Origin of the sequence: Alginatibacterium sediminis (assembly GCF_003610775.1) — a bacterium.
GTDB lineage: Bacteria > Pseudomonadota > Gammaproteobacteria > Enterobacterales > Celerinatantimonadaceae > Alginatibacterium > Alginatibacterium sediminis.
The window spans coordinates 29,494-55,267 of the sequence record NZ_RAQO01000013.1 but is presented as its reverse complement, the minus strand read 5'-3'; the positions used below and the strand labels follow the sequence as shown (position 1 = coordinate 55,267).

The window sequence follows — 25,774 nt, the reverse complement described above, 5'->3', positions numbered from 1 at the left end:
TCTTAAGCACCTTCTCTCTATTTATTCCATATTTTGAGGCCGTACATGAGTACAAGTATTCGGCGTTGTTTCTTTATTTTAATGCTTTGTATTGGGTTAGTCAGTTTGCCTTCTAGGGCTCAGATATCTAACGTAGTTGAAGTAGAGCAGAGCTTAGTTGGAAAGGACTACGCGTTAAAATCAGAGGCTATTGTTTGGCTTGCGCAAAGCGGCGATGACAATGCCCGTTTTGTATTTGAAAAACTCATGCAGGGCAATGTTTACTTCCATAAGAAAACCAAACAAATTGTGTACGCTAGCAAAGTAGAAAAGGGAGCTAGTTTACCCTTCCTATTTAGTGATGAAACGATAGTTGTTAATAAGAAAAGAGATTTTAAAAAAGTTGGTGTGAATAACCAGCTTCGTAGTGAACTTAGAACTCAATTGGCAAGCCTTGACCTCTATAGTGATGACGCTAGTACGCGTTTTGATGCGGCTAAGAATTTACTCAGCAATGCCAGCTTAGAGCATCAAGCTTTAATCCAAGACGTCATAAAGCAAGAAAGCGATGCTAAAGTTCGAGACGTACTGGCATTGGCATTAGCGATTATCGATTTACGCGGTAGTGACGAAGGAGCGCAACGTGCTGCCATTGAACGTATTTCCGACTCTAAACGACCAGAAGCGCTGCAAGCCCTTAATTTGGCGAAACAAGAATTAAGCGATCCTGAATTACTCATTTTGATAGATAAATCTATTGCCGATTATCAAGCGTCGCAGAAGCGTTATGCGATGGTTGAAACCTTATACTTTGGCCTAAGCCTCGGCAGTGTATTGGTACTCGCAGGGATTGGTTTAGCGATTACATTTGGTGTGATGGGCGTTATCAACATGGCCCATGGTGAGCTGATCATGCTGGGTGCCTATACAACTTACGTTCTACAGCAACTGATGCCTAATAACTTGGGAGCGTCATTGCTGATATCCATTCCTATAGCATTTATGGTCAGCGCTATTGTCGGCATTATTATTGAGCGATTAGTGATACGCCACCTATACAATCGCCCACTAGAAACGCTTCTTGCTACCTTTGGTATTAGCCTGATTTTGCAACAAGCGGTGCGCTCGGTCTTTTCGCCCTTAAACCGCAGCGTTGCTACGCCAGAGTTTATGAGCGGCATGTTTGAAGTCAATCCCATGCTTTCACTCACCAATAGTCGACTGTATATCCTATTGTTTTGCATGATTGTTTTTGTGTTGTTAGTGCTTATTTTGAAGAAAACCGCCTTAGGTTTGCAGGTGCGTGCTGTATCCCAAAATCGGGAAATGGCTAAAGCAATGGGCGTACGCTCAGAGCGCGTCGACGCGATGACTTTCGGTTTAGGTTCGGGAATTGCTGGTGTTGCTGGAGTTGCACTCTCTCAACTTACCAACGTTGGGCCAAACATGGGCCAAGCTTACATCATTGATAGTTTTATGGTTGTTGTCTTTGGTGGAGTTGGAAATCTATGGGGCACTTTAGTTGCTGGATTAAGCCTCGGTATTTTCAACAAAATGCTTGAGCCATGGGTAGGCGCAGTCTTATCTAAGATATTAGTGCTGGTCTTTATCATTTTGTTTATTCAAAAGCGCCCACGCGGATTATTTCCGCAAAAAGGCCGAGCTGTGGAGAGTTAAGCAATGCTGAATATCTTGCGCCAAGACCGTGGTGGGAAAATATTGTTAGCAATCCTGATGATTGCAATTGTGCTTGTTCCATTCTTGAACTTGGCCTTGCCAAGTGAACACCCCTTACACGTGCAAACCTATACCGTCACTTTGATGGGCAAGTATCTATGCTATGCCTTATTGGCCTTAGCGGTTGATCTAGTCTGGGGGTTTTTAGGCATACTGAGCTTGGGACACGCGGCATTTTTTGCCTTGGGTGGCTACGCGATGGGCATGTACTTGATGCGCCAAATTGGTTCACGTGGTGTTTATGGCGACCCCGTGTTGCCTGACTTTATGGTCTTCCTTAATTGGCAAGAGCTTCCTTGGTTCTGGCAAGGTTTCGATCAATTTTGGTTTGCTGCGCTAATGGTCGTACTCATCCCTGGCTTGCTCGCTTTTGTGTTCGGATATTTTGCCTTTCGCTCGCGAGTTAGTGGCGTTTATTTATCAATAATTACTCAAGCTATGACCTATGCATTGCTCTTGTCATTTTTCAGAAACGAGATGGGTTTTGGCGGTAACAATGGCTTAACTGATTTCAAAGATATATTGGGCTATAGCTTGCAATCAGACCAAACTCGAATTGCGTTATTTGTCGCAAGTTGCGCAGCCCTAATTGGGGGCTATTTGATTTGCCGAGCTATCGTGGCAAGTCGTCTAGGGCGATTATCAGTTGCCATAAGAGACGCCGAATCTAGAACACGTTTTATTGGTTATCGCGTTGATACGGTCAAGTTATGGATCTTCGTGATTTCGGCCATGTTAGCTGGTGTTGCCGGAGCGTTGTATGTTCCACAGGTTGGCATCATCAATCCCGGAGAGTTTGCTCCCATCAACTCGATAGAAGTTGTGGTTTGGGTTGCGCTCGGTGGGCGAGCTACCTTGTTTGGCGCGGTAGCGGGAGCTGTTATCGTTAACTATGCCAAGTCTTGGTTTACCGTTGAGCTGCCTGAGGTATGGCTATTTTTCTTAGGTGCTCTATTTGTGCTTTCAACACTCTATCTACCCAAGGGAATCGTGGGCTTAGTTAAGTCTAAATCGTCCACTATGACCAGCAACTCTAAGGATGAAGAATCAACAGCACAAATTTCGGAGGCAAAAGCATGAGTGCTCAAGTCCATAATCTGCCGCTTGGGAAACAAGTTATCGAGCCGGTGCAAAAGTTTTTCCAGCGCGACCAAGTCTTTGACTTTTTGGTTCCGCAGCATCATCCCTTGCTCGACACCCGACACAAAATATTGCTCTACCTCGAAGGGGTTTCGGTAAGTTTCGATGGCTTCAAAGCCATTGACGACCTCAACCTTTATATCGAAGAAGGTGAACTACGCTGCATTATAGGTCCCAATGGTGCCGGTAAAACCACCATGATGGACATTATTACCGGCAAAACGAAACCTGATAATGGTCAAGTCTGGCTTGGCTCTAATATTAACTTATTGGAAATGGATGAGGCGCAGATTGCAAACGCAGGGGTGGGGCGAAAATTTCAAAAGCCGACTGTTTTCGAATTCTTAAGTGTTTGGGAAAACTTGGAACTCGCCATGGCTGGTCCACGAGGTCCATGGCAGGTATTTCTATCCAAGCTTACTGGCGAGCAGAAAGACGACATTGAACGGGTGTTGTCGATTATAGGTTTAAGTGACCAATTGGCCTTGTCTGCTGGAAGTTTGTCCCACGGACAAAAGCAATGGCTAGAGATCGGTATGTTACTTATGCAAAGGCCTAAATTGTTATTAGTTGATGAACCTGTAGCGGGTATGACCCACCAAGAGATGGATCGCACCGCGGAGCTATTAACATCACTAGCGGGGCAACATTCAGTGGTTGTGGTAGAGCACGATATGGACTTTGTCCGTTCAATTGCCAACAAAGTCAGTGTATTGCACCAAGGTCATATCTTGGCTGAGGGCAGTATGAGTGAGGTTCAAAATAACGCCAAAGTTAAAGAAGTCTACTTAGGTGAGTAAATCGTCAGGGAGTTGTTGTGATAGAAATTAGTAAATTAAATCAATTCTATGGCGAGAGTCATACGCTTTGGGATTTGGACATGTCAATCCCAAAAGGAGAGTGCACGGTACTCATGGGCCGCAATGGAGTGGGTAAAACCACCTTGTTACAGTGCATTATGGGCCTATTACCGCTTCAAAGTGGTGAGATTCATCTGGGTAGCACTGATATCAGCCGATTAGCCGCTGAAAAACGCGCCTATCATGGTATCGGTTACGTCCCCCAAGGTCGTCAAATATTTCCGCTGTTAAGTGTGGAAGAAAATCTGCAAGTTGGTTTACCGGTACGAGCCAGAAACGATAGAAAAATTCCAGAGTTTATCTACGAGTTATTTCCCGTGCTTAAACAGATGTTAAATCGGCGCGGAGGAGACCTAAGTGGTGGTCAACAACAGCAACTTGCAATAGGACGAGCCCTTGTGGTGAATCCTGAATTACTTATTTTGGACGAGCCCACTGAAGGGATTCAGCCAAACATTGTTCAGGAAATAGGAAACATCATCGAGCGACTGAATCGCGAAATGGGTTTAACAGTATTACTTGTAGAGCAAAAGCTGCCATTTGCACGTCGCGTTGGAGATCGTTTTTGTTTACTTGACCGGGGGCGATTAGTTGCCCAAGGCGACATGGAAGGGCTTAGCGAGCAGCTAGTTCAGGAATATTTAACTGTATGAGCGATTTGGCTAAACAATTTGATAGCTCGAGTTCTTGGAAAGGACATTTGCAGTTGGAGTACCAGCAACGCGGCTCTCGGACCGTCATTAGTCGTCGTAGACAAATAGGGCCCTTAAATGTACAGCGGCCTTTTTACCCTGAAGAAGCCGTTTGCCATACTTATCTATTGCATCCTCCTGGTGGCGTGGTTGCAGGAGATTCACTAAAAGTCGATATCAAGTCGCTGGGTAACAGTCGCGCTTTAGTGACAACGCCTGGCGCCACCAAGTTTTATCGCTCGCTTGGTAAAACCGCTTATGTTGACCAACAGCTACAAATAGAAGACGGAGCCATGTTGGAATGGTTACCGCAAGAAAACATATTTTTTCCTGGAAGTCAGGCTCAGATTAATACTGATATTCACTTGCAAGGCAGTGCTCGTTGCATCGCTTGGGAAATGCAATGCTTTGGACGGCCGGCGCTACAAGAGCGATTTAGTACCGGTTGTATCCTTGGGAGAACTCGCGTCTATCGCGACAACAAGCTTGTCCTTAACGAGCGGTTGGCTAAACAAGGCTTCGATCAGCATCAGTCCTGTGCCGGGATGCGAGACTATCCCATGCTGGCGACCATGATCATTTCATCTGACGACACGCAATTGTTCGAAAGCTTGAATGAAAGCCTACAAAAAATAAACGCTGGTATCTCCCCGAAGCGATTAATCCTAGGTATCACCTGTGTTGACGGATTAATCGTCGTCCGAGCGATGGCCGTATACAGCGAAGATATTCTTAGAGCCTATGTGAAGATGTGGCAAATAACCCGCGAACATTGGTTTGGTGTAATCCCCTTAGCCCCCCGCATTTGGGCAACTTAAGTTAGAGGTTGGAATGGAACTATCCCCAAGAGAAAAAGACAAATTACTCATTTTTACTGCCGGATTACTAGCCGAGCGTCGCTTGGCTCGTGGTTTAAAGCTCAATTATCCAGAAGCCATTGCTTTTATTAGTGCGGCTATTATGGAAGGCGCTCGCGACGGTAAAACGGTGGCTCAGCTTATGAATGAAGGGCGTGAAGTTCTAAGTATTGACCAAGTAATGCCGGGTATTGCTGACATGATTCACGATGTTCAAGTTGAAGCAACTTTCCCCGACGGCACTAAGTTGGTCACGGTTCATCAGCCGATTGTTTAGCGCACAGCGCAAGGAGCAAACATGAGTTATAAAGATGACGTCATTATTCCGGGTGAGTTAAAGGTAGCCAGTGGTGATATTGAACTCAATCCAGGGCTGCCCACGACAGAAATTAAAGTGGCTAATCTTGGCGACCGACCAGTTCAGATTGGGTCTCACTACCATTTTTTTGAAGTGAATGAATCGCTGAAGTTCGATAGGGAACAAAGTTTAGGCAAACGTCTAAATATTGCTGCTGGTACTGCCGTGCGCTTTGAACCAGGCCAAAGCCGCAGTGTTGAACTGGTTGCGTTTGGCGGAGACAGGATTGTCTATGGATTCCAAGGCAAAGTAATGGGTGCTATCGATAAGGAGAACCGCTAATGGCTAAGATTTCTAGGCAGGCCTACGGCGAAATGTTTGGCCCAACGACAGGCGACCGTTTACGTTTAGCCGATACCGAACTGTGGCTTGAAGTTGAAAAAGACTACACCCGCTATGGTGACGAAGTTAAATTTGGCGGCGGTAAAGTTATACGCGATGGTATGGGGCAAGGGCAGCTTAGCTGTCATGTTACGCCTGACTTAGTGATAACCAATGCGGTGATATTAGACCATTGGGGTATCGTAAAAGGTGATGTTGCCATCAAAGATGGCCGCATTGCTGCCATTGGTAAAGCGGGTAACCCTGATGTGCAAAGTGGCGTGGATATTCCAATTGGACCCGGAACCGAAATTCTTGCCGGAGAAGGTTCGATACTAACCGCCGGTGGTATCGACTCGCATATTCACTTTATCTGCCCGCAGCAAATTGAAGAAGCACTCATGTCTGGAGTGACCACGATGATTGGTGGTGGAACAGGGCCAGCAACGGGTACTAACGCCACAACTTGTACACCTGGCATCTGGAATATGCATCGCATGTTGCAGTCTTTAGATGATTTTCCAATGAATTTTGGTTTGTTAGGCAAAGGCAATGCAAGCTTACCTTTAGCACTGCATGAGCAAGTTGACGCTGGCGCAGTAGGCCTAAAGTTACATGAAGATTGGGGCACAACTCCGGCTTCAATAAGCAATTGTTTAGATGTCGCTGAAGAGACAGACGTTCAGGTAGCGATTCATACCGATACACTCAACGAATCAGGTTTTGTGGAGTCTACGCTTGGTGCGATTGGTGACCGCGTGATCCATACCTACCATACCGAAGGCGCTGGTGGTGGTCATGCACCTGACATTATTCGTGCCTGTGGCGAGTCCAATATATTACCGTCTTCAACTAATCCTACTCGGCCTTATACGATTAATACGGTTGACGAACATTTGGACATGTTGATGGTTTGCCATCATTTGAGCCCTGCAATAGCCGAGGACGTTGCTTTCGCAGAGTCGCGAATACGCCGTGAAACAATTGCCGCCGAAGATATCTTGCATGACTTAGGTGCATTTTCAATGATTGCCTCGGACTCGCAGGCCATGGGCCGAGTCGGTGAAGTTATCATTAGAACGTGGCAAACCGCCCACAAAATGAAGGTGCAGCGCGGTCCACTTAAAGAAGACAGTGCCCGCAATGACAATAATCGTCTAAAACGCTACATAGCAAAATATACGATCAACCCTGCAATCACCCATGGCATGAGTCATGAAATTGGGTCTATCGAAGTCGGTAAACTTGCAGACTTAGTGTTGTGGAAGCCAGCCTTTTTCGGTGTTAAGCCAAGCATGATCATTAAAGGGGGCATGATAGCTGCAGCACCTATGGGCGATGCAAATGCGTCTATTCCAACTCCTCAACCGGTACATTATCGGCCGATGTTCGGTAGTTTTGGCAAGGCAAAATTTGCGACATCAATTACCTTTATGTCCAAATCGGCGATTACAAAAGGCGTGGGAGAGCAAATCGGTTTACAAAAAATGCTGTCAGCGGTAAGCAATTGCCGAAACATCAGTAAAGCCGACATGATCCATAACCACTGGCAGCCAACCATAGAAGTTGACAGCCAGACTTATCAAGTTCGAGCCAATGGCGAACTACTTATATGCGAACCTGCGGTCACATTGCCAATGGCGCAGCGCTATTTTCTATTCTAGGGCGAAGGAAACTTTATGATTGAACTAACCACCATTATTGAGCGAAGCGACGCTCAAAATCTACAAACTACAGCGTGTTTGAGTTTGCCAATTAACGCGCGAATTAAAAGTCGTATCAAAGTTGAGCTAGACAGTGGTGAATCAGCCGGCCTGTTTTTGCCTAGGGGTAAGGTGTTACGCGATGGCGATGTATTAGCTAATGAGGCAGGACTGCATGTTTTAATTAAAGCCGCTGACGAACAAGTTTCCACCGTACATTGCGCTGACGCTCATCTTTTGTCGCGAGCCTGTTATCACCTTGGCAATCGGCACGTACCGCTACAAATTGAAGCCAACTGGGTCCGCTATCAACATGATCATGTGCTTGATGCAATGCTACGCGATTTGGGCCTGAGTGTGGATGTAGCGATGCATCCATTTGAGCCTGAACCCGGAGCATACGGCGGCAGCTCAGCAGGTGGTCATTCGCATCATCACTAGACAATCACACTTTGACTACAATTTAGTTTCTCTATTTTAAGGACTTATTATGAATCGCGTACTTCTCTCATTTTTGGCATTTTTTGTTGCTATTGCTTCACCTTTTGCAGCAGCGCACACCATAGATACAACGGTAAGTAACTCACTTATCCACGGATTATCTGGTGGGTTGTTGCACCCATTTACTGGCGTTGATCATTTGCTGATGATGTTTGCATTGGGAATACTCATGTTTAAGCAAGTTCGAGTAAAAACCAAAATAGTAGCGGCCCTTGCCTGTTTAGCTTTAGGCATGATTGCAGGATCTACGCTCGGCGGGTTTGTCGGCTTAGAAGGGTTGATTATGGCGTCACTTATCGTTGCTGGAATAGGTCTGTTAGCCCGCTTTCGTAAGGCATCATCTGGCCTACAGCGGTTTAACCTTAGCTTGTGCAGCGCAGCTTTAATGGCCCATGGTTGGGCACATGGTGCTGAAGTCAGTGGTAGCAGCTCTATGTTTTTGTTAGGTATGTTAAGCAGCGCGACAGTGATTATGGCATTGGGTTTAGCTGTAGCGAAGTCAATAAGTGTTATGTCAGCGCGTAAACAGTACCAACTTGAGCAATTGTAAATGCAAGGAACAAGCAATAGCACTAGCCCTAAATTAGCGCAGCTTCGTTTATTTCAGCTTATTAGTCCAGGTCTTCCAATTGGTGGGTTTACCTATTCTCAAGGTCTGGAATGGGCGGTTGAAGCACAATGGGTCACATCGCAGAAAAGCTTAGCGCTATGGCTAGGTGACATTTTGCAGCATAGTTTAGCGACGTTGGAAATTCCGCTGTTGATGCGTTTATATCGTGCTGTCGAGCTCAAAGATTTACAAAAAATCAGCGAGCTTAACCAATTCTTAGTTGCGTCTCGCGAAACGTCTGAATTAAGAGCTGAAGAGTCGCAACGTGGTCAAGCTTTGGCTCGTTTGTTAAAACAATTGCTCCCAGAACTTGATCAAAATTTGTTAAAGGTATGTGCAGAAAATCAACTCGCTGGCATTGCTTTGGCGGCCAATTATTGGCATATCGAGCTTGAGCAGCTTTGCTTAGGTTATTTATGGTCATGGCTTGAGAATACTTCAGTGGCAGGGGTTAAGCTCATTCCACTGGGGCAGAGTGCAGGCCAACAAATCTTAATGGAGCTTTCGAGTCAATTTGAAGCCGCCTTGGATCGAGCTTCTAGCATTAGTGATGAACAAATGGGCAGTTTTACGCCAGCACAAATTATCGCTAGTTGCCGTCATCAAACTCAATACACTCGTTTATTTCGCTCATAGAGACGTAAAAACGTAGTTTAAGAAGGAAGAATTACTTATGGATACTCAAGCACAATATAAATCACCGCTTCGCATTGGTGTTGGTGGCCCGGTCGGTTCGGGAAAAACAGCATTGCTAGAAGTACTGTGTAAGGCTATTCGCGATCATTTCAGTATAGCGGTAGTAACGAATGATATTTACACCCAAGAAGATGCAAAGATTCTGACTCGAGCAGAAGCCTTAGCAGCGGATCGCATCGTAGGGGTTGAAACTGGCGGTTGTCCACATACTGCTATTAGAGAAGACGCCTCAATGAACCTAGCAGCAGTTGAAGACTTAGCTCGGCTACATGGCGATTTAGATGTTGTTTTTGTGGAAAGTGGTGGCGACAATTTGAGCGCCACGTTTAGCCCTGAGCTTGCGGACCTGACCATCTATGTGATTGATGTAGCAGAAGGCGAAAAAATTCCTCGCAAAGGTGGCCCCGGGATTACGCGTTCGGATTTGTTAGTGATTAACAAAATAGACTTAGCCCCTTATGTTGGCGCGTCTTTAGAAGTAATGGAGCAAGATACAAAGCGCATGCGAGGAGAAAAGCCATATGTATTTACTAACCTTAAAAAATCGGTTGGTTTAGACACCATTATTGAGTTTATTGAAACCCAAGGTATGCTGAAGCGCAAAGCAGCATAAACTGTGAACCACAGTGCTAGTAATATCATCATTGCGCTGTGGTTATTCGTTCATTTCTAAACGATCCTGCCGTGCAAAGTATTAATATTTATTAGCACATAGCACTTCCAACTTATTGTCCTTTCTAAGCATTGTGAGCTGCGTTATATTCAAGTAAGGTGATTTAAATCTATTAAATTTGAAAACGTTAGAAAATAAGGTGCGGGTGCAGTATTAGGAAGATATTGCTTTGATAATGTTACTTGTTATCGTGAATGCCATAAAGCTTTGTGCGCACATAATTATGCGTACTATTTCTGCGTTTTTCTCTTTCGGCTACTACTGTTTACTTTTTCTCTGCTTATCTTTAATCCCACCGTCTTTTGCTGCAAATCAATCAGAACTTGAAGTGGTAACAATGCAATTGCGTTGGCATCATCAATTTCAGTTTGCAGGTTATTACGCGGCATTAGAGCAAGGGTTTTATCGTGACGAAGGGCTAGATGTTCGAATAATAAATGGAGACCCTTCACGCCAACCGGTTGATGAAGTGCTGTCAGGTCGAGCAGATTATGCCGAGGGCAACAGTGAGGTTCTATATCAACGCTTGCTCGGTCAACCTCTCGTTGCGATGGCTTCCATATTCCAACATTCTCCGTCAGTGTTAATCACGCTTCAAAGTTCTGGTATTCGGTCGGTTCATGACTTAGTTGGCAAAAAAGTCATGTTAGCAAATCAAGATGCCGACGCTGATTTTCTAACGATGTTAATCAATGAAGGAATTAGCCTTTCGCAGCTCGACATTATTGCTAGTAGTTACCAGCTTGATGATCTCATTACTGGCAAAGTCGACGCATTTAATGCCTACAGCACTAATGAACCTTACTATTTAGAACAAAATAATATCGCCTATAACATCATTGACCCGGTTAGCTATCGTGTCGATTTCTATAGCGATATTTTGTTCACTTCAGAGACTGAACTTAAAGCTAATCCGAAACGAGTTGCAGCGATGTTGCGAGCCACGCTTAAAGGCTGGTCATATGCGATGAATCATCCGGATGAAATCATTGACCTTCTAATTAATGATTATCAAGTGAATAAGTCGCGCGAGCATTTGAAGTTTGAAGCACAACAAATACGAAAACTGATCATTCCTGACCTTATTCAAATTGGTCATATGAATCCAGAACGATGGCAACATATGGCGGATACATTTATTACATCGGGCCTAGTGGTTGACGATCATCATCTTGACGGCTTTATTTATGGTCCTCGAAGTAGCAGGTTACCAACATGGGTATTACCGGTACTGATTGCGGCATTAACCTTGGTTGTCTTAGGTAGTATTACCATATTCTATTTGCATCGTTTTAATCGACGCATGGCTTCAACACAAATGACCTTGCGCGAAAGTGAAGAACGATTTAAAGCACTTAGCGCTGCAACTTACGGCGGAATTATAATTCACGACAAGGGGAAAATTCTCGAGTGTAATTCAAGCCTGTCTGATATTACCGGCTATAGCTATTTCCAGCTTATTGGCAAAGACGGCTTGGAACTTATTGCCCCAGAGCATATCGACACAGTTTTGGAAAAAATGCGTTTGGATTATACGCAAAGCTACGAAGTGGAGGGCTTACGAAAAGATGGTTCTAAATTTCCGTTAGCTATTAAAGGCAAGAATATTGTCTACAAATCGCAAGACGCGCGGGTCATCGAGTTTTTGGACATTACAGAGCGTAAGAAAACTGAAGAACAATTAAAATTAGCAGCGAGCGTTTTTACCCATGCTCGAGAAGGGATTATGATCACCGATCCCCAAGGAAACATCATTGATGTGAACGAAACATTCACATCGATAACCGGTTTTAGCCGCGAAGAAGCACTGGGTGAAAATCCTCGAATTTTACGCTCAGGGCGACATGATAAAGAATTGTATGAGCAAATGTGGAACTCACTTATTGAGCTTAAGCAATGGAGTGGCGAACTTTGGAATAAACGTAAAAATGGCGAGTTATTCGCTGAATTAGTTACAATTAGTGCGGTTTTGGATAGCTTTGGCAATACTCAAAACTATGTCGCATTGTTTTCCGATATCACACCAATGAAACACCACCAACAACAGCTAGAACATATTGCTCTGTATGATGCGCTCACCAACTTACCCAATCGAATGTTGCTCGCTGAGCGTTTAAACCATGCCATGAGTCAAAGTGAGCGACGAGGGAGTTCGATAGCCGTCGCTTACCTTGATCTAGATGGCTTTAAAATAATCAATGATAACTACGGACATAAGATTGGCGATGAATTGTTGATCGCCTTGTCGGATTTGATGAATAAAAGCCTGCGAGATGGGGATACATTAGCCCGAATTGGCGGTGATGAGTTTGTTGCTGTTCTCGCGGATATTGAGCAAATGGGTGACTATACATTGGTCTTAGACCGTTTGCTTTGTGCGGCAAAAAGCAAGGTTGTTATTGGCGGACAAGAGTTACAAGTCTCAACAAGTATTGGGGTTACCATTTACCCACAAGATGGTGTTGATGCAGACCAACTCATGCGCCATGCGGATCAGGCGATGTATATAGCAAAACAGACTGGAAAAAATCGCTATCACTTATTTGATGTTCATGAAGACCAGTCTATTCAAACCCAACGTGAAACCATTGAGCATATTAAACAAGGTCTGTTACAACGTCAGTTTGTGTTGTATTTCCAACCTCAAGTCAATATGAAAACTGGGGAGGTCATTGGTGCTGAAGCCTTAATCCGTTGGCAGCATCCAGAACGAGGTTTGGTGTATCCCGCGGATTTTCTTCCAGTTATTGATAATCACCCGATTAGCTTAGAAATTGGTGACTGGGTTATCGAGACAGCTCTTGAGCAAATGACTAAATGGCAGCATGAAGATCTAGACATTTCGGTGAGTGTTAATATTGATGCTTTTCAATTGCAACAACCAGGGTTTGTCGAAAAGTTGGCTACAGCTTTAACTCTACACCCCTTAGTTAAACCAAGTCGATTGCAATTAGAAATTTTAGAGACTAGTGCTTTAGGTGAAATAGCTGAAGCATTAAGTACGATGAATGCTTGTATTGAACTCGGGGTGAATTTTGCTTTAGATGACTTTGGCACTGGCTTTTCATCTTTAACTTATCTTAAGCGCCTACCCGTAGGCTTATTGAAAATTGACCAAAGCTTTGTAAGAGATATGTTAGATGACGCCGACGATCAAGCAATAGTTAGAGGGGTTATTAGCCTTGCGAATGCATTTAATCGTCGAGTTACCGCTGAAGGGGTTGAAAGTATTGAACATGGAACGCAATTGCTAGCCTTAGGCTGTGAGCTTGCCCAAGGTTATGGAATTGCGCGTCCGATGCCAGCCGAGGACATACCAAGCTGGGTTAAGCAGTGGCGTCCAGATATCGCATGGAAGTCTTAATTGTGCCTAGCAGCCGGCTTCCTAAGGGGTAGCTTAATAGAAATAGCAGCGGCAACAGCGACAAACAAAGAACTGATCCATAGGCAAGCTTCAAAGCCATACACTTGATACACCCAGCCTGATAATACGGTACCGATTAAGCGTCCCATGGCGTTAGCCATGTAGTAAAATCCAACATCAAGAGATACGCCATCGGCATCGGCATAACTAACAATAAGATAGCTATGTAATGATGAATTTATGGCAAAAACAACACCAAATATTAGTAATCCGATGACAACTACGGATTCTTGGTTGCTAGAGAAATGGAGTCCAAGTGCTATGCTTGCCGGAATTAAAGCCAAAGTACTGGCCCAGATGAATGCACTTTTGCCGTCGGGAACCCGACCTTGGCGTTTACCTGTGAAGTAGGGGGCTACAGACTGTACAAAGCCATATGCAATAACCCAGCATGCGATAAACCCGCCTACGTTCCAGTGGTCCCAAGCGAATACTGAGGCTAAATAAACCGGAAGGGCGACCACAAACCATACATCGCGAGCGCCAAATAGGAACATTCGTGCAGCGGATAAAGTATTTACAGGGCCGCTTTTCGAAAATATTTGTGAGAATTTTGGCTTATTCTTGGCTCTACCCAAATCTTGTTTCAGACACAATAGACTGAAAATCCAAACCAATGCGAGTGCTACGGCCATAATAGCGATAGCAGTCTGAAAGCCATAAAGGCTTAGCAGCGCTCCTCCCAAGAAAAAGCCGCAACCTTTTAGCGCGTTTTTTGAGCCGGTTAACGCTGCAACCATACTGTAGAGCTTCGTTTGTTGGCTATCACTTACTAAGGCTTTAATGGAGCTCTTGGCACTCATTTTATTGAGGTCTTTGGCGACTCCAGAAATTGCTTGAGCTAGCATTACCCAAGCCAAACTTAACAGATTGTTTGGGATTAACATCAGCAGGGCTAATATTTGTAGCCCTAAGCCAATGTTCATGGTTTTGTTTAAACCGATGCGCGCCCCCAACCATCCTCCGACCAGGTTGGTTATTACCCCGAACACTTCATAGAACAAAAACAACATGGCAACTTCAAATGGGCTATAGCCCAAACGATGGAAATGCAAAACGACTAACATTCGCAGCGCACCATCGGTAAGGGTAAATGCCCAGTAGTTGCCGGTGATAATGAAATACTGTTTTAGCTGTTCGGGAAGTTTTGACATGATTTATTCTGCCCTGCTGTCCATATCGGCCACTTTACGCATTAACTCTGCAGCCCGGTTGGCATAGCCCCACTCATTGTCGTACCACAAGTACATTTTCACCTGCGTATTGTTTACAACCATAGTTGATGGCGCATCGACTATGCAGCTTCGCGGATCGGTTCGATAGTCCACGGAGACTAGTGGACGAGTTTCAAAGCCCAGAATGGTTGGCATCGCTTTAGAGGCATCTTCTAAAATACGGTTTACTTCTTCAACACTAGTTGCGCGATTAACTTCAAAAACGCAATCGGTTAAAGAAGCATTTGCCAATGGTACTCGCACTGCGTGGCCATTTAGCTTTCCTTTAAGTTCGGGGAATATATGGGTGATTGCGGTTGCACTACCTGTTGTTGTTGGGATTAAGCTTGCTCCACAGGCTCGAGCACGGCGCAAGTCACTATGGGGAGCATCTAAGATAGTTTGAGTATTAGTAATATCGTGGATGGTGGTCATACTTCCATGCTTGATACCTAAGGACTCATGAATGACCTTAACTACAGGTGCTAAACAGTTTGTGGTACACGATGCTGCGGTAACAATGGGATGCAGATCTGGTTGGTATTGGTCGTCATTGACGCCCATCACCACATTGAGAATACCATCTTCCTTTACTGGTGCGGTGACGACCACCCGTTTAACACCTTGGTCTAAATAGGCTTGTAATAGCGCTTTAGTTTTCATTTTGCCACTGGCTTCGATAACGATGTCGCATTGTGACCAATCATTCTGAGCAATATCTGTATACCTACTGCATTCAATCCGATGGCCATCGACGAGTATGGTGTTATCTTGGGCTGAAGCTTCGTGGCTCCAACGTCCATGAACTGAATCGAAATTGACCAAATGCGCAAGGGTTTGTGCGTCGCCGGCAGGATCGTTAATCATTACAAATTCGATTTCAGGCCAGTCAAAAGCTGCCCGAAAACTTAAACGGCCCATGCGTCCAAAACCATTGATACCTACTTTAATCGTCATGTTATTCCTCGAGAGTTGTTGAGTCTAATCAGCAATTTATTGCTCATAAACGGACTAGATTTTTATTGTTAAACGCGCATCAAATTTGAGTGTACTCAAGTTGTTGATAGAACCTTTGCAGTTGCTCAGCATTAATGCGGTAGCAAGTTTTGGGGGCTTGAACCTGAGCAATAACAAGTTTTGCTTGACGTAAAATACGTAAATGTTCAGATACCGTAGATTGCGCTAGGTTTAACTCATTGACTAAGTCACTGGTCATACAGCCATTGAGCTGAGATAAAATTCGAATGATACGGACGCGGGCAGGGTGTGAAAATGCTTTTGCAATATTGGCGATATCAGATTCGAGTTCAGTATCGATGCTGATGTTATCGATAGAAGAAGTGCAGTGCATAAAAGCAAGGGCCTTATCGTTCATAGACGATGAACGATAAGGCCCTTACTTGATTATTGCAAGTGAAAGTTTTAAGACAAAGCTTCGACTCTAGCGATAGCTTGATTTCTCGCTTGATTTATCACTGTCTTGCTCGCCTAAAACTTCGGCTAAATCGCGGCGTGATAGTTCGCCATGTAGGTGGCCATCTTCATCTACCACTGGTAGAGCGTAATCCGCTTCTAATGTTTCTGGGATCACCGTCTCCAAAATAGCATCCGGCATAACGCTAGGAATCTCATCTTGGATTTGATCGTTAAGATGGCTGCTGGCATCGTCCTTCAATGCCTGTTCCAAAGTGTCTTTAGTTACGACGCCTTGGTAACCATCATCGCTCACTAAATGTCCGTAATCACTGTCGATTTGCTTCATTTGTTTGAGCGCGCCGGCTATTGTTTCTGCTGTGATACGCGCAGCTGGTGCTTGCATGACCGTCGCAACCGTTAGTGCTCGAGCGCGGTTTACATCTTTCACAAAAGCTTCGACATAGTCATCGGCGGGTTCAAGTAAAATTTCGTCGGGCTTACCTTGTTGAACTATCACACCATCTTTCAAAATTGCAATTCGATCTCCAAGGCGCAAGGCTTCATCCAAATCGTGAGTAATAAAGATAATTGTCTTGTGAAGTTTTTCTTGAAGCTCAATAAGCTGGTCTTGCATCTCACTTCGAATTAACGGGTCAAGCGCAGAAAAGGCTTCATCCATTAATAAAATCTCAGCATCGGTACAAAGCGCTCGTGCTAGGCCAATTCGCTGCTGCTGACCACCACTGAGTTGCGAAGGGTAATGGTTTTCATAGCCAAGTAAGCCAACTGCTTCTAGCCATTGCTGTGCTTGCTGTTGACGCTTTGCTTTATTTAAACCTTGAATCTCAAGACCATAGGCGACATTTTGCCCAACGGTACGATGGGGGAGCAAGCCAAAGTTTTGAAATACCATCGACATTTTGTGACGTCTGAACTCCATTAGAGGCTTAGGCTCAAGCTGCATCACCGAAATTTTATCGACTTCAATTTCACCACTGCTAGGGTCAATCAGTCGATTAAAATGACGAATTAATGTTGATTTTCCTGAGCCGGACAAACCCATAATCACAAATATCTCGCCACGTTTTATCTCTAGATTTATGTCCTTCAGACCAACGGTATGATTGGTTTTAGCCAATATTTCGTCTTTAGATAAGCCCTGTTCTATGAGAGGGAAAACTGACTCTGGTTTTGGCCCAAAAATTTTGTATAGGGACTCAACTTTAATTAATGTGTCGCTCATGAGTGCTTATTCCCTAAATGTTGTTGGGTACGCTTAGCATAGGCCTGTGAAGCTCTATCGAAAATAATTGCTAGTGCAACAATGGCTAAGCCGTTAAGCAAGCCCATGGTGAAGTATTGGTTAGTAATGGATTTCAATACTGGTTGGCCCAATCCTTTTACACCAATCATTGAAGCTACAACAACCATCGAAAGGGCCATCATTATTGTTTGGTTTATACCCGCCATTATGGTTGGCATTGCCAAGGGGAGTTGAACGCCGGTAAGACGTTGCCAAGGACTTGCTCCATAGGCTGTTGACGCTTCCATGACTTCTTTGTCGACTAACCTTATCCCTAGGTTGGTTAAACGAATGACAGGCGGAATAGCGTAAATAACCACGGCTATTACACCAGGTATACGGCCTATACCGAGCAACATGACCACTGGAATAAGGTATACGAATGCAGGCATGGTTTGCATCACATCTAAAATGGGAGTAATAATTTGTTGGCCGCGATTGGAGCGCGCCATAATAATACCGATAGGAATACCTAGAGCGATGGCAATAAAGGTACATACGACGATGATACTCATGGTTCGCATGGTATCTTCCCACATGCCAAAGTAGCCGATGAGAAGCATAGATACAACGACAGCGACGCAGAGTTTCCAAGAACGGGCAACGCCATAGACAAGTACGGTCATTGTCAGTAGAACGATCCACCAGGGGGTGGTGAGTAGTAGTTTTTCAAAGCCAATTAAAAACTGTAATAGGGGTTCAAAAAAACCTTCGATGGCTTCGCCATATTCGCGTGAAAATCCACGGTAAGCATTGTCGAGAGTTTTTCGAATGGCCAAAAGATCGGCGCGTTCCATTTGTGGGAATTTGGTTAACCAAGATGAGTCAGACATTGTCTTCCTTGTGCAATTGACGTGTAGCAAGTTGCAATATTTTCTAGTGAGTTGGCGATCTGTTTTGCCATCAATAATAACTTACAAAATTGACTTAGGGAGGTCAAAGACCTCCCTACCGAAAACGCTCAGAATGTAGAGCATTTGTTTATATCTTTTAGCAACAAAACTAGTTGCTAGGAAAGACTATAGCGAGTCGAGTGCCGCTTGAACTTTAGAAGCAGCGTCTGCACCTAACCAAGCTTTCCAAGTATCTGGGTTGTTGACCATGAAGTACTCCATAGCAACTTCGCCATCAGCTTGGTTGTCTTCCATCCATGCTAACAATTCGTTCATGTTTGCATTAGTGAATGAACGTTTAGCCAAGTAGTCGTACGCTTCTGGCGCGCGGCTTGCGAAGGCTTCCGTGGTCACAGTTTGAACGACTGAAACAGGGTACATGGTCGGTTTTGGATCAGCACAATCGGCTTGAGTGGTACACGCTTTAAAGTGCTCTTCATCAATACCAGAACCAAAATCAACTTTAACCATTTTGTACTTGCCCAAAACAGCAGTCGGAGCCCAGTAGTAACCAAACCAAGCTTCTTCACGTTCATATGCTTTTGCAATTGAACCGGATAGACCGGCACTTGAACCTGGATCGATAACAACAAAGCCAGCTTCATCTAGACCAAGTGCTTTATTCAGGTTTTCACCACTGATTTGGCAGTTCCAGCCAGCTGGGCAGCCGTAAAAAGCGTAACCATCTTCACCTTCTGGATGCTCAAATAAAGCCGCATTTTTTATTACACCTTCGATGGTTGCAAGGCTTGGGTCTTTGTCAACCATGTATTGAGGAACCCAGAAGCCTTCTTCGCCGCCGTCAGATAATGATTGACCGGCATAACGTAAGCGTTTTTCAGCAACACCACGGTCAAGAGCTTCACGCATAGAGTTAGTCCAAAACTCAGGAGCGATATCAGGTTGGCCTTTTTCCATCATAGAAGCACCGGTTGGCATGGTGTCTCCAGGGACGATCTCTGCATCACAGTCGTAACCGTGCTCAAGAATAAATCGGTCAACATACGCTAGGAATGTTGCTGAACTCCAGTTCATATCTGCAATCGTTACAGAACCACAGTCTTGCGCTTGTACGCCAGTGCTAAGAGCTAAAAGCGACACGGCGCCTAAAAGTTTTTTCATATCCTACCTTCCTTGTTGAGATTCTTGGATCCTTGCTCGCATTGTAAGCAATTACACTTATATACAGCAGAAAATTTGTACTTACTCGTGCATTAGGTTACAACTCTAATCATTAGACTTCAAACTATTGTGTGTAAAGTAGGATTTGATTTGATCGATAATGGCATTGAAAACAAGGTTAAAGCATGAATAAAAGTGATTATTGGCAAGAAGTTTTAATTTCACTTCGAAGGATTATTCGTGCAACTGATTTGCAATCTAAACGTATTATGAAGGTTTGTGGGTTAACTATTCCGCAAGTGATGGTACTTCGGGCGATTGACGAGCTCGGTGATGTGACGGTAAAACGAATCTCTATTCAGGTATCTCTCAGTCAGGCCACAGTAACAACCATTTTAAATCGCTTAGAACAGCGTGAATATGTTGCCAGGGTGCGCAGTGCCGTTGACCGCAGAATCGTAAATGCACGCTTGACTAATCAAGGTGCGGCAATTCTAGAGGAAGTCCCACCATTATTGCATGAGCAGTTTATTCAACAATTTGAAAGCCTTGATGAGTGGGAAAAAACCCAGATTCTGTCATCGTTGCAGCGGGTTGGACAAATGATGCAGGCGGATGAAATTGATGCTGCGCCATTGTTGGATATCGCACCACCAAACAGAGATTTACAGGTATAGAACTAAGACCCTTATACTTTAATCATAAGGCTTGCTAAATACTGAGCCTAGGTTGAGTTGAGAGTGCTTTAGACAACAAGACTGTATCTAGATAATCCAATATTGTTTGCGCAAACAATATTGGATTGAAGAATCAAACCATGGATCCCAGATCAATCTGCTTCACCGGACTTTTACCTGCACTGCTGATAGGCGTGGGTTAATTCATCTCTTAGTATGGTGCCCGTTTACATGAAATGTTTCTTCGAGAATTAAAATATCCTAGTTTGATAATCATGAACGATTGCGTGTTACTTTTTCTCTTTGATAATAAATTCGGGTTCATTAGCGAAGTGATAAGCCGCAGTATCCGGTTTTGCGTAATGCCCTGGTACTCCTATGTGTAAGTCGATATTCCCGACATCGATAGCTATTGTTTGGGGTTTACTTGAGAACCTTTTAATATCACCCTTTCTGTCATCTACCGTTGCGTAGCGAACAACCAATTCATAAGAACCAGGGGCTAGTTCGATTCCTCTTCGGGTTTCGGCATCGGTTTTAGCACTATCTACTGAAAGCAAAGTCATTCCCGAACCCATTTTTACAAACGCAGCATGTCCTGCAAAGCTTGTGAGTAACAGAATTGTTGTCAAAAAAGGTGTAATAGTTTTCATAACAATCTCCAAAACATTCTAAAGTTGGTTCTTTCTATACGTACAAAGTATGCGATAAGTTTACCAATAAAAAGACCGTTTTTATGTCTCAGCTTTTGGGACTCTATATCAAGTGTAGCATTTTTGAGTTAGACACCAGGGATAAGGACTATAGTCAAAGAGCTCTAGGCCGATTACTAGCTAATCAAATCGCCGATGATATACCCGCAGAACTTCCCAGAGGTAATTTAGGAGTGGAAGTCTCACGACCATTATTATTAGATCGCGATTACTCTAAGAGGGCTCAGTAAAACTGATTGTTGAAGTAAATTGTAACCCAGTAAGCCAGCAGACTTGATTGACGCGGCGGCGCTATTGAGTATAACGCCGGCAAACAACGATTTACTGGGGTATTGCACTAGATGGCTACGCCATTAACGCTAAGTTTTACGTCAATATTATTGCGGGTCGCGTTGGAGTAAGGGCAGACTTGATGCGCCGTTTTGACAAGACTTTGAGCTTGCTCAGCTTCGAGTTCAAGTTCAACACTAAGACTTACTGATAATTCGAATCCACCTTCAGCCCGGGGATGGATTCCTACTTCTGCACTTGTAGGTGCTTGTTTTAAAGCAATCTTAGCTTCGTTAGCCACAAATAATATTGCGTTGGAGAAACAAGCTGCGTAGCCGGCGGCAAACAGTTGCTCAGGATTGCTGCCTAAACCGGAACCACCCATTTCTTTTGGGTAACTTAGTTCAACATTCAATTTATTGTCGTCAGTAGCTACTTGGCCATTTCGTCCCGCTAGGGCTGTTGCTTTAGTTGTGTAAAGTGCGCTCATTCTAAACTTCCTTATATATGTTTACTAATCAATTTGTAATCTGATGGGCGTTTGGGAGATCGCCCATTTTGTTTATCATTTAACTATTATTTCTGGGCTTCTTGCGAAGTGATAAGCGGCCACTTCGGGGTCAGCGTAATAACTTGGAACACTGACGGTTAAGTCGCTGTCTTGAACGTTTACAGTGATAATCTGGCGCTCACTGTGGAAGTAGCTAGCATCGTTGCTACTGTGATCTTGAATGCCATAGCGGACTGCTAGTTCATAGGTCCCCGGGTTTAACTGGGTAGATGGTGGCCGCATTTACGCCAACTGCGCCAAGGAAACTAAGGGCTACGATTGCTTTGATTGAACTTTTCATGTTGACTCCAAAATTTTAATTCGATTATTTAACGATGATTTGTGGGCTGCGGGCAAAGTGATAGGCGGCCACTTCGGGGTCAGCGTAGTAACTTGGAACACTGACAGTTAAGTCGCTGTCTTGAACATTCACAGTGATAATCTGGCGCTCACTGTGGAAGTAGCTAGCATCGTTGCTACTGTGATCTTGAATGCCGTAGCGGACTGCAAGTTCATAGGTCCCCGGGTTTAACTGGGTAGAGTGACGTGTTTCAAGGGTGGTGTTTACGCCATCAATGGCACTCACAATGACACCTGGGCCGGTGTTGATGGTGGCTGCGTTCACTGTGAATGCACCGAATAGTGCAGCGGCTGTCAAAAGAGTTGTTGTTGTATTCATCATATATCTCCAAAAATACTTATTTTGATATCGAAGGACTAAAATCTAATTTCGAGACGTTCTTGTTTTGAAATCTTGTTTAGCTCTTCAGTTACAATTACTGGATAACTGCGATTTAGCAATTAGGTTGCGGACAACTATATTGGTAGTGTCGATTGATTGCAATAGGGTTGTGCGCAATTAATTTGATGGCAACTATATTGCTTGTTATTTTTTATTTAATTTCAACGCCTTAGAAAGTTATTTTTTTAAAATGTTTTTTAAACTCGAGTGTATGAGCTGAAATAGAGCAAATGCTAAAGCAGAATTTATATTGAATGTTGTACAAAAAGAGGTCGAAATTAAAAGAGTTTTGAAGTATATTGTGCGCAATGTATATAAAAGGTCGACGAATATGAATAAGCCCTGTAATGCCGAAATGATGTTAGAAAACCAGTTGTGTTTCTCTATCTATAGTCTATCAAATGCTATGACTCGTGCTTATCGGCCAATCTTAGAGGCAATAGATTTAACTTATCTGCAGTACATTGTGATGATGGTATTGTGGCAAGAGCAGCAGGTTAATGTAAAAGTTCTTGGTGAGCGTTTACATTTGGACTCTGGAACGTTGACGCCTTTGTTAAAACGGCTCGATAGTAAAGGTTTAATTATGCGCCGCCGTTGCGAGATGGACGAGCGAGTACGCCTGATAAGTTTAACTGATGAAGGCAAACAACTACAGACAGAAGCTAGCAAAGTGCCTTCGCAAATGCGATGTCATGTGGATCTAGATATGCAAGAAGTTGAAGGTTTGAAACTAAAAGTTGATAAATTGCTTATGCTTCTTCTAGATTCGAAAGCTTAAAATGATCACTCTGTCCAATACTGTTGAGCTCGAAGAGGATGCACTAGAGCTGACAGCTATCCGTGCTCAAGGCGCGGGGGGACAAAACGTCAATAAGGTTTCAAGTGCGATCCATTTGCGCTTTGATATTGTGAATTCCAGTTTGCCTGAGTTTTATAAGCAACGGCTGCTTGAGCTGAAAGACAAACGTATCTCCAAAGACGGTGTTTTGATCATTAAGGCGCAGCAGCACCGAACTCAAGACAAGAACCGCCAGGACGCAATTACTCGATTCATAGAGCTTGTCCAATCAGCTGTTGTGGTACAAAAAGCGCGCCGCGCTACAAAGCCGACTCGTGGGTCGCAACGACGACGTATGGACAAAAAAACTAAAGCTGGCCAAACCAAAGCGCTACGCAGGAAAGTAAGCAACTCAGAGTAGTCTTGGGCTATTGATCGAAGCTGATTGATTGTTGTGTTTAACGAGCCTTATAGCGCATTTCTTTAGTAAGTTTGTCTGTAGCTTGCTATGATCCACGAATAAATGGTTTCTAATCGAGAATTACTCAATGCACGCTTCCTCAGATCCCCTTCACGGTAAAACCCTTAAGCTGATCCTAACCGAGCTTCAGGGCCATTACGATTGGGATGGGCTGGCTAAGCTCGTCGATATACGTTGTTTCTCTCATGATCCAAGTTTGAAGTCTAGTCTCACATTTTTGCGTAAAACTCCTTGGGCTAGAACAAAAGTTGAAGAGTTGTATATTGATTTGCAAGCTAAACAAAAAGCCGACGACCCTTGGGCTGATTCACCAAGAGCCTAATTTAAGAGTAAACTTCCAGCTGCTAAAACAATTAGACACCTGACAGACCATGTGAGCTGAGTAAAACTTATTCGTTTGAGTAGTTTGTATCCGAGCCATGCACCAAGCAATAGACTTGGTAAAGCACTCAAGCTTAAGAGTGCTGTTTGTGTGTTTAAAGCTCCAATGCTAACTAACAACGGTATTTTGATGATATTAACCATTCCGGCTAGCCATGCTCGAGTGCTGACATAGCTGGGTTTACCTAGCTTTTCTTCGAGTAGGTATAGGCTCATTATTGGGCCCGCCGAATTTGCCGTCATACTAATAAAACCTGCGAAAATACCGCTACTGGATTGAGCCAGCGAAGATGTTCTTATTTGCGTCTGGTTATATTCTAGGTAGATGCTCAGTAGCAGCATACCAAGTATAGTTAGGCCTATAATCCGTGCAAATTGGTGAGTGTTGATGCTATTCATAAGCACGGCTCCTAATACGCAACCTACCGCCATCAAAGCTAGTAGGCGCAGTAAGACTTTCCAATTAATGTTTTTTCGATAGCAGACCATGGTTAAAAGATCTGCGACAAGAAACATTGGGATGAGTATGGCAAGTGCTTGCTGACCAGGGAAGGCCAACAAGAGCAAAGGTAGAATTAATGCACCCATTCCGCCAACTGAAAACTTCGAAATGCCGCTAAGCATGGCTGCTACATGTAATACCAATATTGAATTATCCAATGTACCTCCTGTTTGATTGCAGCAAGAATAACAGCCAGTACATAAACATAATAATTGCAAGTTTGATTAATGATGATAGTTTTAATCTATGATGTTTTTGGCTTGGGAATCTCATTACTATGAACCATGAACACTTACGAGCGTTTATTGCAGTGGTCCAATTTGGTAGTTTTCGTAGTGCGGCCTTACACCTTCACAAAACTCAGCCAAGCATTAGTGCATCGGTTAGAAAACTGGAAATGCATTACGATTTACAACTGTTCGATCGTGAGCCTTACCGGCCGCAGTTAACCAGCGCAGGGGAACAGCTGTATCAGCAAGCGCAACAATTAATGCTGCATGCTCAAGAGCTCGATTTATTTGCTCAGCAACTATCGAAGGGCGCCGACCCGGTTTTACGCTTAACCTTAAGCCCGATGTGCGAACTAGAACCCCTGTTTACAGCGATTAAGGCGTTCAAAACTCAGCAAACTAGCTTGCAGCTCAATATTGAGACAGGTCATTTATCTGGAATACTAGAACCCTTGCAACTCGGTAGTAGCGATTTATCTATAGGGCCTAGTATTGGTGCTGATGGACATTTTGAGCTTAAACAGATTACTAGTATGCGTATGTTAACCGTTGCTGCCCCCGAGCTATTTGAAAGTATGGTTGATGGTCAAAGCCTGAGTCATGCCCAAATTAGAAGGCATCCGCATATTTTGCTCGCCGATTCGGGATCACAAGCACCGTTTGACAATATCAATGTGATTAATGGCGCGCAGCGCTGGTTTGTAAGTGATTACTACGCCAAAAAGCAGCTCTTACTTAGTGGCATGGGCTGGGCTCGTATTCCCTTACACTTAGTTCGTGAAGAACTTGATAGGGGGCAATTAATTGCAATTAAGGTTCAGGACTTTAATTGGCAAAGTGAAGTTCCCATATATATGCTCCGACACCGTGACGTTGCACTAAGAGAAACGGTTTCCCTGTTTTGGACATTCATCGCGGAGCACTTTGATAAAGACTAGGTTTTTTGTA

29 protein-coding genes are annotated in these 25,774 nt (G+C 44.0%); 18 read left to right on the top strand and 11 right to left on the bottom strand.

Annotated elements, in window-relative coordinates; translation table 11 throughout:
• Positions 1-45: 45 nt before the first annotated feature.
• The 13 genes from urtB to DBZ36_RS20170 all read left to right on the top strand — a co-directional run bounded on the left by urtB (position 46) and on the right by DBZ36_RS20170 (position 13,491).
• Positions 46-1,656 (top strand): urea ABC transporter permease subunit UrtB, encoded by a 1,611-nt coding sequence (gene urtB / locus DBZ36_RS20645; protein ID WP_199711942.1) that lies wholly within the window; start codon positions 46-48, stop codon positions 1,654-1,656.
• Between the two features lie 3 nt (positions 1,657-1,659).
• The gene (gene urtC, locus DBZ36_RS20640; RefSeq protein ID WP_199711941.1) at positions 1,660-2,796 is read left to right on the top strand and encodes an urea ABC transporter permease subunit UrtC; all 1,137 of its coding nucleotides are present in this window, start codon (positions 1,660-1,662) and stop codon (positions 2,794-2,796) included.
• Positions 2,793-3,656: an urea ABC transporter ATP-binding protein UrtD gene (gene urtD, locus DBZ36_RS20220; protein ID WP_120356802.1), complete on the top strand. Its 864-nt coding sequence runs from the start codon at positions 2,793-2,795 to the stop codon at positions 3,654-3,656. The genes urtC and urtD overlap by 4 nt, the downstream gene beginning before the upstream one ends.
• A 17-nt stretch (positions 3,657-3,673) precedes the next feature.
• Positions 3,674-4,369 carry an urea ABC transporter ATP-binding subunit UrtE gene (gene urtE, locus DBZ36_RS20215; protein ID WP_120356801.1) on the top strand — a complete coding sequence of 232 codons (696 nt, stop codon included), beginning with the start codon at positions 3,674-3,676 and terminating at the stop codon, positions 4,367-4,369.
• Entirely contained in the window at positions 4,366-5,226 is an 861-nt protein-coding gene (locus DBZ36_RS20210; RefSeq protein ID WP_120356800.1) for an urease accessory protein UreD, read from the top strand. Before urtE ends, DBZ36_RS20210 begins: the two co-directional genes overlap by 4 nt.
• Positions 5,227-5,239: 13 nt before the next feature.
• Positions 5,240-5,542, top strand: coding sequence for an urease subunit gamma (gene ureA, locus DBZ36_RS20205; protein ID WP_120356799.1), 303 nt, complete (start codon positions 5,240-5,242; stop codon positions 5,540-5,542).
• 42 nt (positions 5,543-5,584) lie between these two features.
• The gene (locus tag DBZ36_RS20200) at positions 5,585-5,905 is read left to right on the top strand and encodes an urease subunit beta (protein ID WP_120356839.1); all 321 of its coding nucleotides are present in this window, start codon (positions 5,585-5,587) and stop codon (positions 5,903-5,905) included.
• A complete protein-coding gene (gene ureC, locus DBZ36_RS20195) occupies positions 5,905-7,608 on the top strand; it encodes an urease subunit alpha (protein ID WP_120356798.1) in 1,704 nt (567 codons plus the stop codon). Before DBZ36_RS20200 ends, ureC begins: the two co-directional genes overlap by 1 nt.
• Positions 7,609-7,623: 15 nt before the next feature.
• Complete coding sequence (ureE, locus tag DBZ36_RS20190; protein WP_120356797.1) at positions 7,624-8,088, top strand: urease accessory protein UreE; 465 nt, start codon at positions 7,624-7,626, stop codon at positions 8,086-8,088.
• 49 nt (positions 8,089-8,137) lie between these two features.
• Complete coding sequence (locus DBZ36_RS20185) at positions 8,138-8,698, top strand: HupE/UreJ family protein (RefSeq protein WP_120356796.1); 561 nt, start codon at positions 8,138-8,140, stop codon at positions 8,696-8,698.
• Complete coding sequence (locus tag DBZ36_RS20180) at positions 8,699-9,394, top strand: urease accessory protein UreF (RefSeq protein ID WP_120356795.1); 696 nt, start codon at positions 8,699-8,701, stop codon at positions 9,392-9,394.
• Positions 9,395-9,431: 37 nt separating this feature from the next.
• Positions 9,432-10,067, top strand: coding sequence for an urease accessory protein UreG (ureG, locus tag DBZ36_RS20175; protein ID WP_120356794.1), 636 nt, complete (start codon positions 9,432-9,434; stop codon positions 10,065-10,067).
• A gap of 397 nt (positions 10,068-10,464) precedes the next feature.
• Positions 10,465-13,491: an EAL domain-containing protein gene (locus DBZ36_RS20170; RefSeq protein ID WP_158589162.1), complete on the top strand. Its 3,027-nt coding sequence runs from the start codon at positions 10,465-10,467 to the stop codon at positions 13,489-13,491.
• On the opposite strand, the gene arsJ is transcribed toward DBZ36_RS20170, so the two are convergent.
• The 6 genes from arsJ to DBZ36_RS20140 form a co-directional block, all read right to left on the bottom strand.
• A complete protein-coding gene (arsJ, locus tag DBZ36_RS20165; RefSeq protein WP_120356792.1) occupies positions 13,488-14,705 on the bottom strand; it encodes an organoarsenical effux MFS transporter ArsJ in 1,218 nt (405 codons plus the stop codon). The genes DBZ36_RS20170 and arsJ overlap by 4 nt on opposite strands.
• Before the next feature lie 3 nt (positions 14,706-14,708).
• Positions 14,709-15,722: an ArsJ-associated glyceraldehyde-3-phosphate dehydrogenase gene (locus tag DBZ36_RS20160; RefSeq protein ID WP_120356791.1), complete on the bottom strand. Its 1,014-nt coding sequence runs from the start codon at positions 15,720-15,722 to the stop codon at positions 14,709-14,711.
• Between the two features lie 79 nt (positions 15,723-15,801).
• On the bottom strand, positions 15,802-16,116 hold the full coding sequence (locus DBZ36_RS20155; RefSeq protein ID WP_120356838.1) for an ArsR/SmtB family transcription factor: 315 nt from the start codon (positions 16,114-16,116) through the stop codon (positions 15,802-15,804).
• Positions 16,117-16,206: 90 nt separating this feature from the next.
• Positions 16,207-17,424 (bottom strand): quaternary amine ABC transporter ATP-binding protein, encoded by a 1,218-nt coding sequence (locus tag DBZ36_RS20150; protein WP_120356790.1) that lies wholly within the window; start codon positions 17,422-17,424, stop codon positions 16,207-16,209.
• Positions 17,421-18,317 carry an ABC transporter permease gene (locus tag DBZ36_RS20145; protein ID WP_120356789.1) on the bottom strand — a complete coding sequence of 299 codons (897 nt, stop codon included), beginning with the start codon at positions 18,315-18,317 and terminating at the stop codon, positions 17,421-17,423. Before DBZ36_RS20145 ends, DBZ36_RS20150 begins: the two co-directional genes overlap by 4 nt.
• 186 nt (positions 18,318-18,503) lie before the next feature.
• A complete protein-coding gene (locus tag DBZ36_RS20140) occupies positions 18,504-19,499 on the bottom strand; it encodes an ABC transporter substrate-binding protein (protein ID WP_120356788.1) in 996 nt (331 codons plus the stop codon).
• Between the two features lie 185 nt (positions 19,500-19,684).
• On the opposite strand from DBZ36_RS20140, the gene DBZ36_RS20135 reads away from it, so the two are divergent.
• Positions 19,685-20,176, top strand: a complete 492-nt coding sequence (locus tag DBZ36_RS20135; protein ID WP_120356787.1) for a MarR family winged helix-turn-helix transcriptional regulator — start codon at positions 19,685-19,687, stop codon at positions 20,174-20,176.
• Between the two features lie 290 nt (positions 20,177-20,466).
• Here the strand turns inward: DBZ36_RS20135 and DBZ36_RS20130 are convergent, their stop codons facing one another.
• The 4 genes from DBZ36_RS20130 to DBZ36_RS20110 all read right to left on the bottom strand — a co-directional run bounded on the left by DBZ36_RS20130 (position 20,467) and on the right by DBZ36_RS20110 (position 22,388).
• Positions 20,467-20,829, bottom strand: coding sequence for a DUF2057 family protein (locus tag DBZ36_RS20130; RefSeq protein WP_120356786.1), 363 nt, complete (start codon positions 20,827-20,829; stop codon positions 20,467-20,469).
• A gap of 397 nt (positions 20,830-21,226) precedes the next feature.
• Entirely contained in the window at positions 21,227-21,649 is a 423-nt protein-coding gene (locus DBZ36_RS20120) for an organic hydroperoxide resistance protein (protein ID WP_120356784.1), read from the bottom strand.
• Positions 21,650-21,724: 75 nt separating this feature from the next.
• Positions 21,725-21,952, bottom strand: a complete 228-nt coding sequence (locus tag DBZ36_RS20115; RefSeq protein WP_120356783.1) for a DUF2057 family protein — start codon at positions 21,950-21,952, stop codon at positions 21,725-21,727.
• 82 nt (positions 21,953-22,034) lie between these two features.
• Positions 22,035-22,388: a DUF2057 family protein gene (locus DBZ36_RS20110; protein ID WP_158589161.1), complete on the bottom strand. Its 354-nt coding sequence runs from the start codon at positions 22,386-22,388 to the stop codon at positions 22,035-22,037.
• Between the two features lie 394 nt (positions 22,389-22,782).
• Between DBZ36_RS20110 and DBZ36_RS20105 the strand changes: the two genes are divergently transcribed.
• The 3 genes from DBZ36_RS20105 (at position 22,783) to DBZ36_RS20095 (ending at position 24,035) form a co-directional block, all read left to right on the top strand.
• On the top strand, positions 22,783-23,232 hold the full coding sequence (locus tag DBZ36_RS20105) for a MarR family winged helix-turn-helix transcriptional regulator (RefSeq protein WP_120356781.1): 450 nt from the start codon (positions 22,783-22,785) through the stop codon (positions 23,230-23,232).
• Position 23,233: 1 nt separating this feature from the next.
• The gene (arfB, locus tag DBZ36_RS20100; RefSeq protein ID WP_120356780.1) at positions 23,234-23,653 is read left to right on the top strand and encodes an alternative ribosome rescue aminoacyl-tRNA hydrolase ArfB; all 420 of its coding nucleotides are present in this window, start codon (positions 23,234-23,236) and stop codon (positions 23,651-23,653) included.
• Between the two features lie 127 nt (positions 23,654-23,780).
• Positions 23,781-24,035, top strand: coding sequence for a VF530 family protein (locus DBZ36_RS20095; protein WP_120356779.1), 255 nt, complete (start codon positions 23,781-23,783; stop codon positions 24,033-24,035).
• On the opposite strand, the gene DBZ36_RS20090 is transcribed toward DBZ36_RS20095, so the two are convergent.
• Positions 24,032-24,754: a sulfite exporter TauE/SafE family protein gene (locus tag DBZ36_RS20090; protein ID WP_120356778.1), complete on the bottom strand. Its 723-nt coding sequence runs from the start codon at positions 24,752-24,754 to the stop codon at positions 24,032-24,034. The two genes, DBZ36_RS20095 and DBZ36_RS20090, sit on opposite strands and share 4 nt — an antisense overlap.
• A 119-nt stretch (positions 24,755-24,873) precedes the next feature.
• Between DBZ36_RS20090 and DBZ36_RS20085 the strand changes: the two genes are divergently transcribed.
• Positions 24,874-25,764 carry a LysR family transcriptional regulator gene (locus DBZ36_RS20085; RefSeq protein ID WP_120356777.1) on the top strand — a complete coding sequence of 297 codons (891 nt, stop codon included), beginning with the start codon at positions 24,874-24,876 and terminating at the stop codon, positions 25,762-25,764.
• The last annotated feature ends 10 nt before the right edge of the window (positions 25,765-25,774 follow it).

Bases quoted from the DNA above. Each gene is read 5' to 3' on its own strand.
- urtB (WP_199711942.1), top strand. From the start codon at position 46: ATGAGTACAAGTATTCGGCGTTGTTTCTTTATTTTAATGCTTTGTATT.
- urtC (WP_199711941.1), top strand. From the start codon at position 1,660: ATGCTGAATATCTTGCGCCAAGACCGTGGTGGGAAAATATTGTTAGCA.
- urtD (WP_120356802.1), top strand. From the start codon at position 2,793: ATGAGTGCTCAAGTCCATAATCTGCCGCTTGGGAAACAAGTTATCGAG.
- DBZ36_RS20210 (WP_120356800.1), top strand. From the start codon at position 4,366: ATGAGCGATTTGGCTAAACAATTTGATAGCTCGAGTTCTTGGAAAGGA.
- ureA (WP_120356799.1), top strand. From the start codon at position 5,240: ATGGAACTATCCCCAAGAGAAAAAGACAAATTACTCATTTTTACTGCC.
- ureC (WP_120356798.1), top strand. From the start codon at position 5,905: ATGGCTAAGATTTCTAGGCAGGCCTACGGCGAAATGTTTGGCCCAACG.
- ureE (WP_120356797.1), top strand. From the start codon at position 7,624: ATGATTGAACTAACCACCATTATTGAGCGAAGCGACGCTCAAAATCTA.
- DBZ36_RS20185 (WP_120356796.1), top strand. From the start codon at position 8,138: ATGAATCGCGTACTTCTCTCATTTTTGGCATTTTTTGTTGCTATTGCT.
- DBZ36_RS20180 (WP_120356795.1), top strand. From the start codon at position 8,699: ATGCAAGGAACAAGCAATAGCACTAGCCCTAAATTAGCGCAGCTTCGT.
- ureG (WP_120356794.1), top strand. From the start codon at position 9,432: ATGGATACTCAAGCACAATATAAATCACCGCTTCGCATTGGTGTTGGT.
- DBZ36_RS20170 (WP_158589162.1), top strand. From the start codon at position 10,465: ATGCAATTGCGTTGGCATCATCAATTTCAGTTTGCAGGTTATTACGCG.
- arsJ (WP_120356792.1), bottom strand. From the start codon at position 14,705: ATGTCAAAACTTCCCGAACAGCTAAAACAGTATTTCATTATCACCGGC.
- DBZ36_RS20160 (WP_120356791.1), bottom strand. From the start codon at position 15,722: ATGACGATTAAAGTAGGTATCAATGGTTTTGGACGCATGGGCCGTTTA.
- DBZ36_RS20155 (WP_120356838.1), bottom strand. From the start codon at position 16,116: ATGCACTGCACTTCTTCTATCGATAACATCAGCATCGATACTGAACTC.
- DBZ36_RS20150 (WP_120356790.1), bottom strand. From the start codon at position 17,424: ATGAGCGACACATTAATTAAAGTTGAGTCCCTATACAAAATTTTTGGG.
- DBZ36_RS20145 (WP_120356789.1), bottom strand. From the start codon at position 18,317: ATGTCTGACTCATCTTGGTTAACCAAATTCCCACAAATGGAACGCGCC.
- DBZ36_RS20140 (WP_120356788.1), bottom strand. From the start codon at position 19,499: ATGAAAAAACTTTTAGGCGCCGTGTCGCTTTTAGCTCTTAGCACTGGC.
- DBZ36_RS20135 (WP_120356787.1), top strand. From the start codon at position 19,685: ATGAATAAAAGTGATTATTGGCAAGAAGTTTTAATTTCACTTCGAAGG.
- DBZ36_RS20130 (WP_120356786.1), bottom strand. From the start codon at position 20,829: ATGAAAACTATTACACCTTTTTTGACAACAATTCTGTTACTCACAAGC.
- DBZ36_RS20120 (WP_120356784.1), bottom strand. From the start codon at position 21,649: ATGAGCGCACTTTACACAACTAAAGCAACAGCCCTAGCGGGACGAAAT.
- DBZ36_RS20115 (WP_120356783.1), bottom strand. From the start codon at position 21,952: ATGCGGCCACCATCTACCCAGTTAAACCCGGGGACCTATGAACTAGCA.
- DBZ36_RS20110 (WP_158589161.1), bottom strand. From the start codon at position 22,388: ATGAATACAACAACAACTCTTTTGACAGCCGCTGCACTATTCGGTGCA.
- DBZ36_RS20105 (WP_120356781.1), top strand. From the start codon at position 22,783: ATGAATAAGCCCTGTAATGCCGAAATGATGTTAGAAAACCAGTTGTGT.
- arfB (WP_120356780.1), top strand. From the start codon at position 23,234: ATGATCACTCTGTCCAATACTGTTGAGCTCGAAGAGGATGCACTAGAG.
- DBZ36_RS20095 (WP_120356779.1), top strand. From the start codon at position 23,781: ATGCACGCTTCCTCAGATCCCCTTCACGGTAAAACCCTTAAGCTGATC.
- DBZ36_RS20085 (WP_120356777.1), top strand. From the start codon at position 24,874: ATGAACCATGAACACTTACGAGCGTTTATTGCAGTGGTCCAATTTGGT.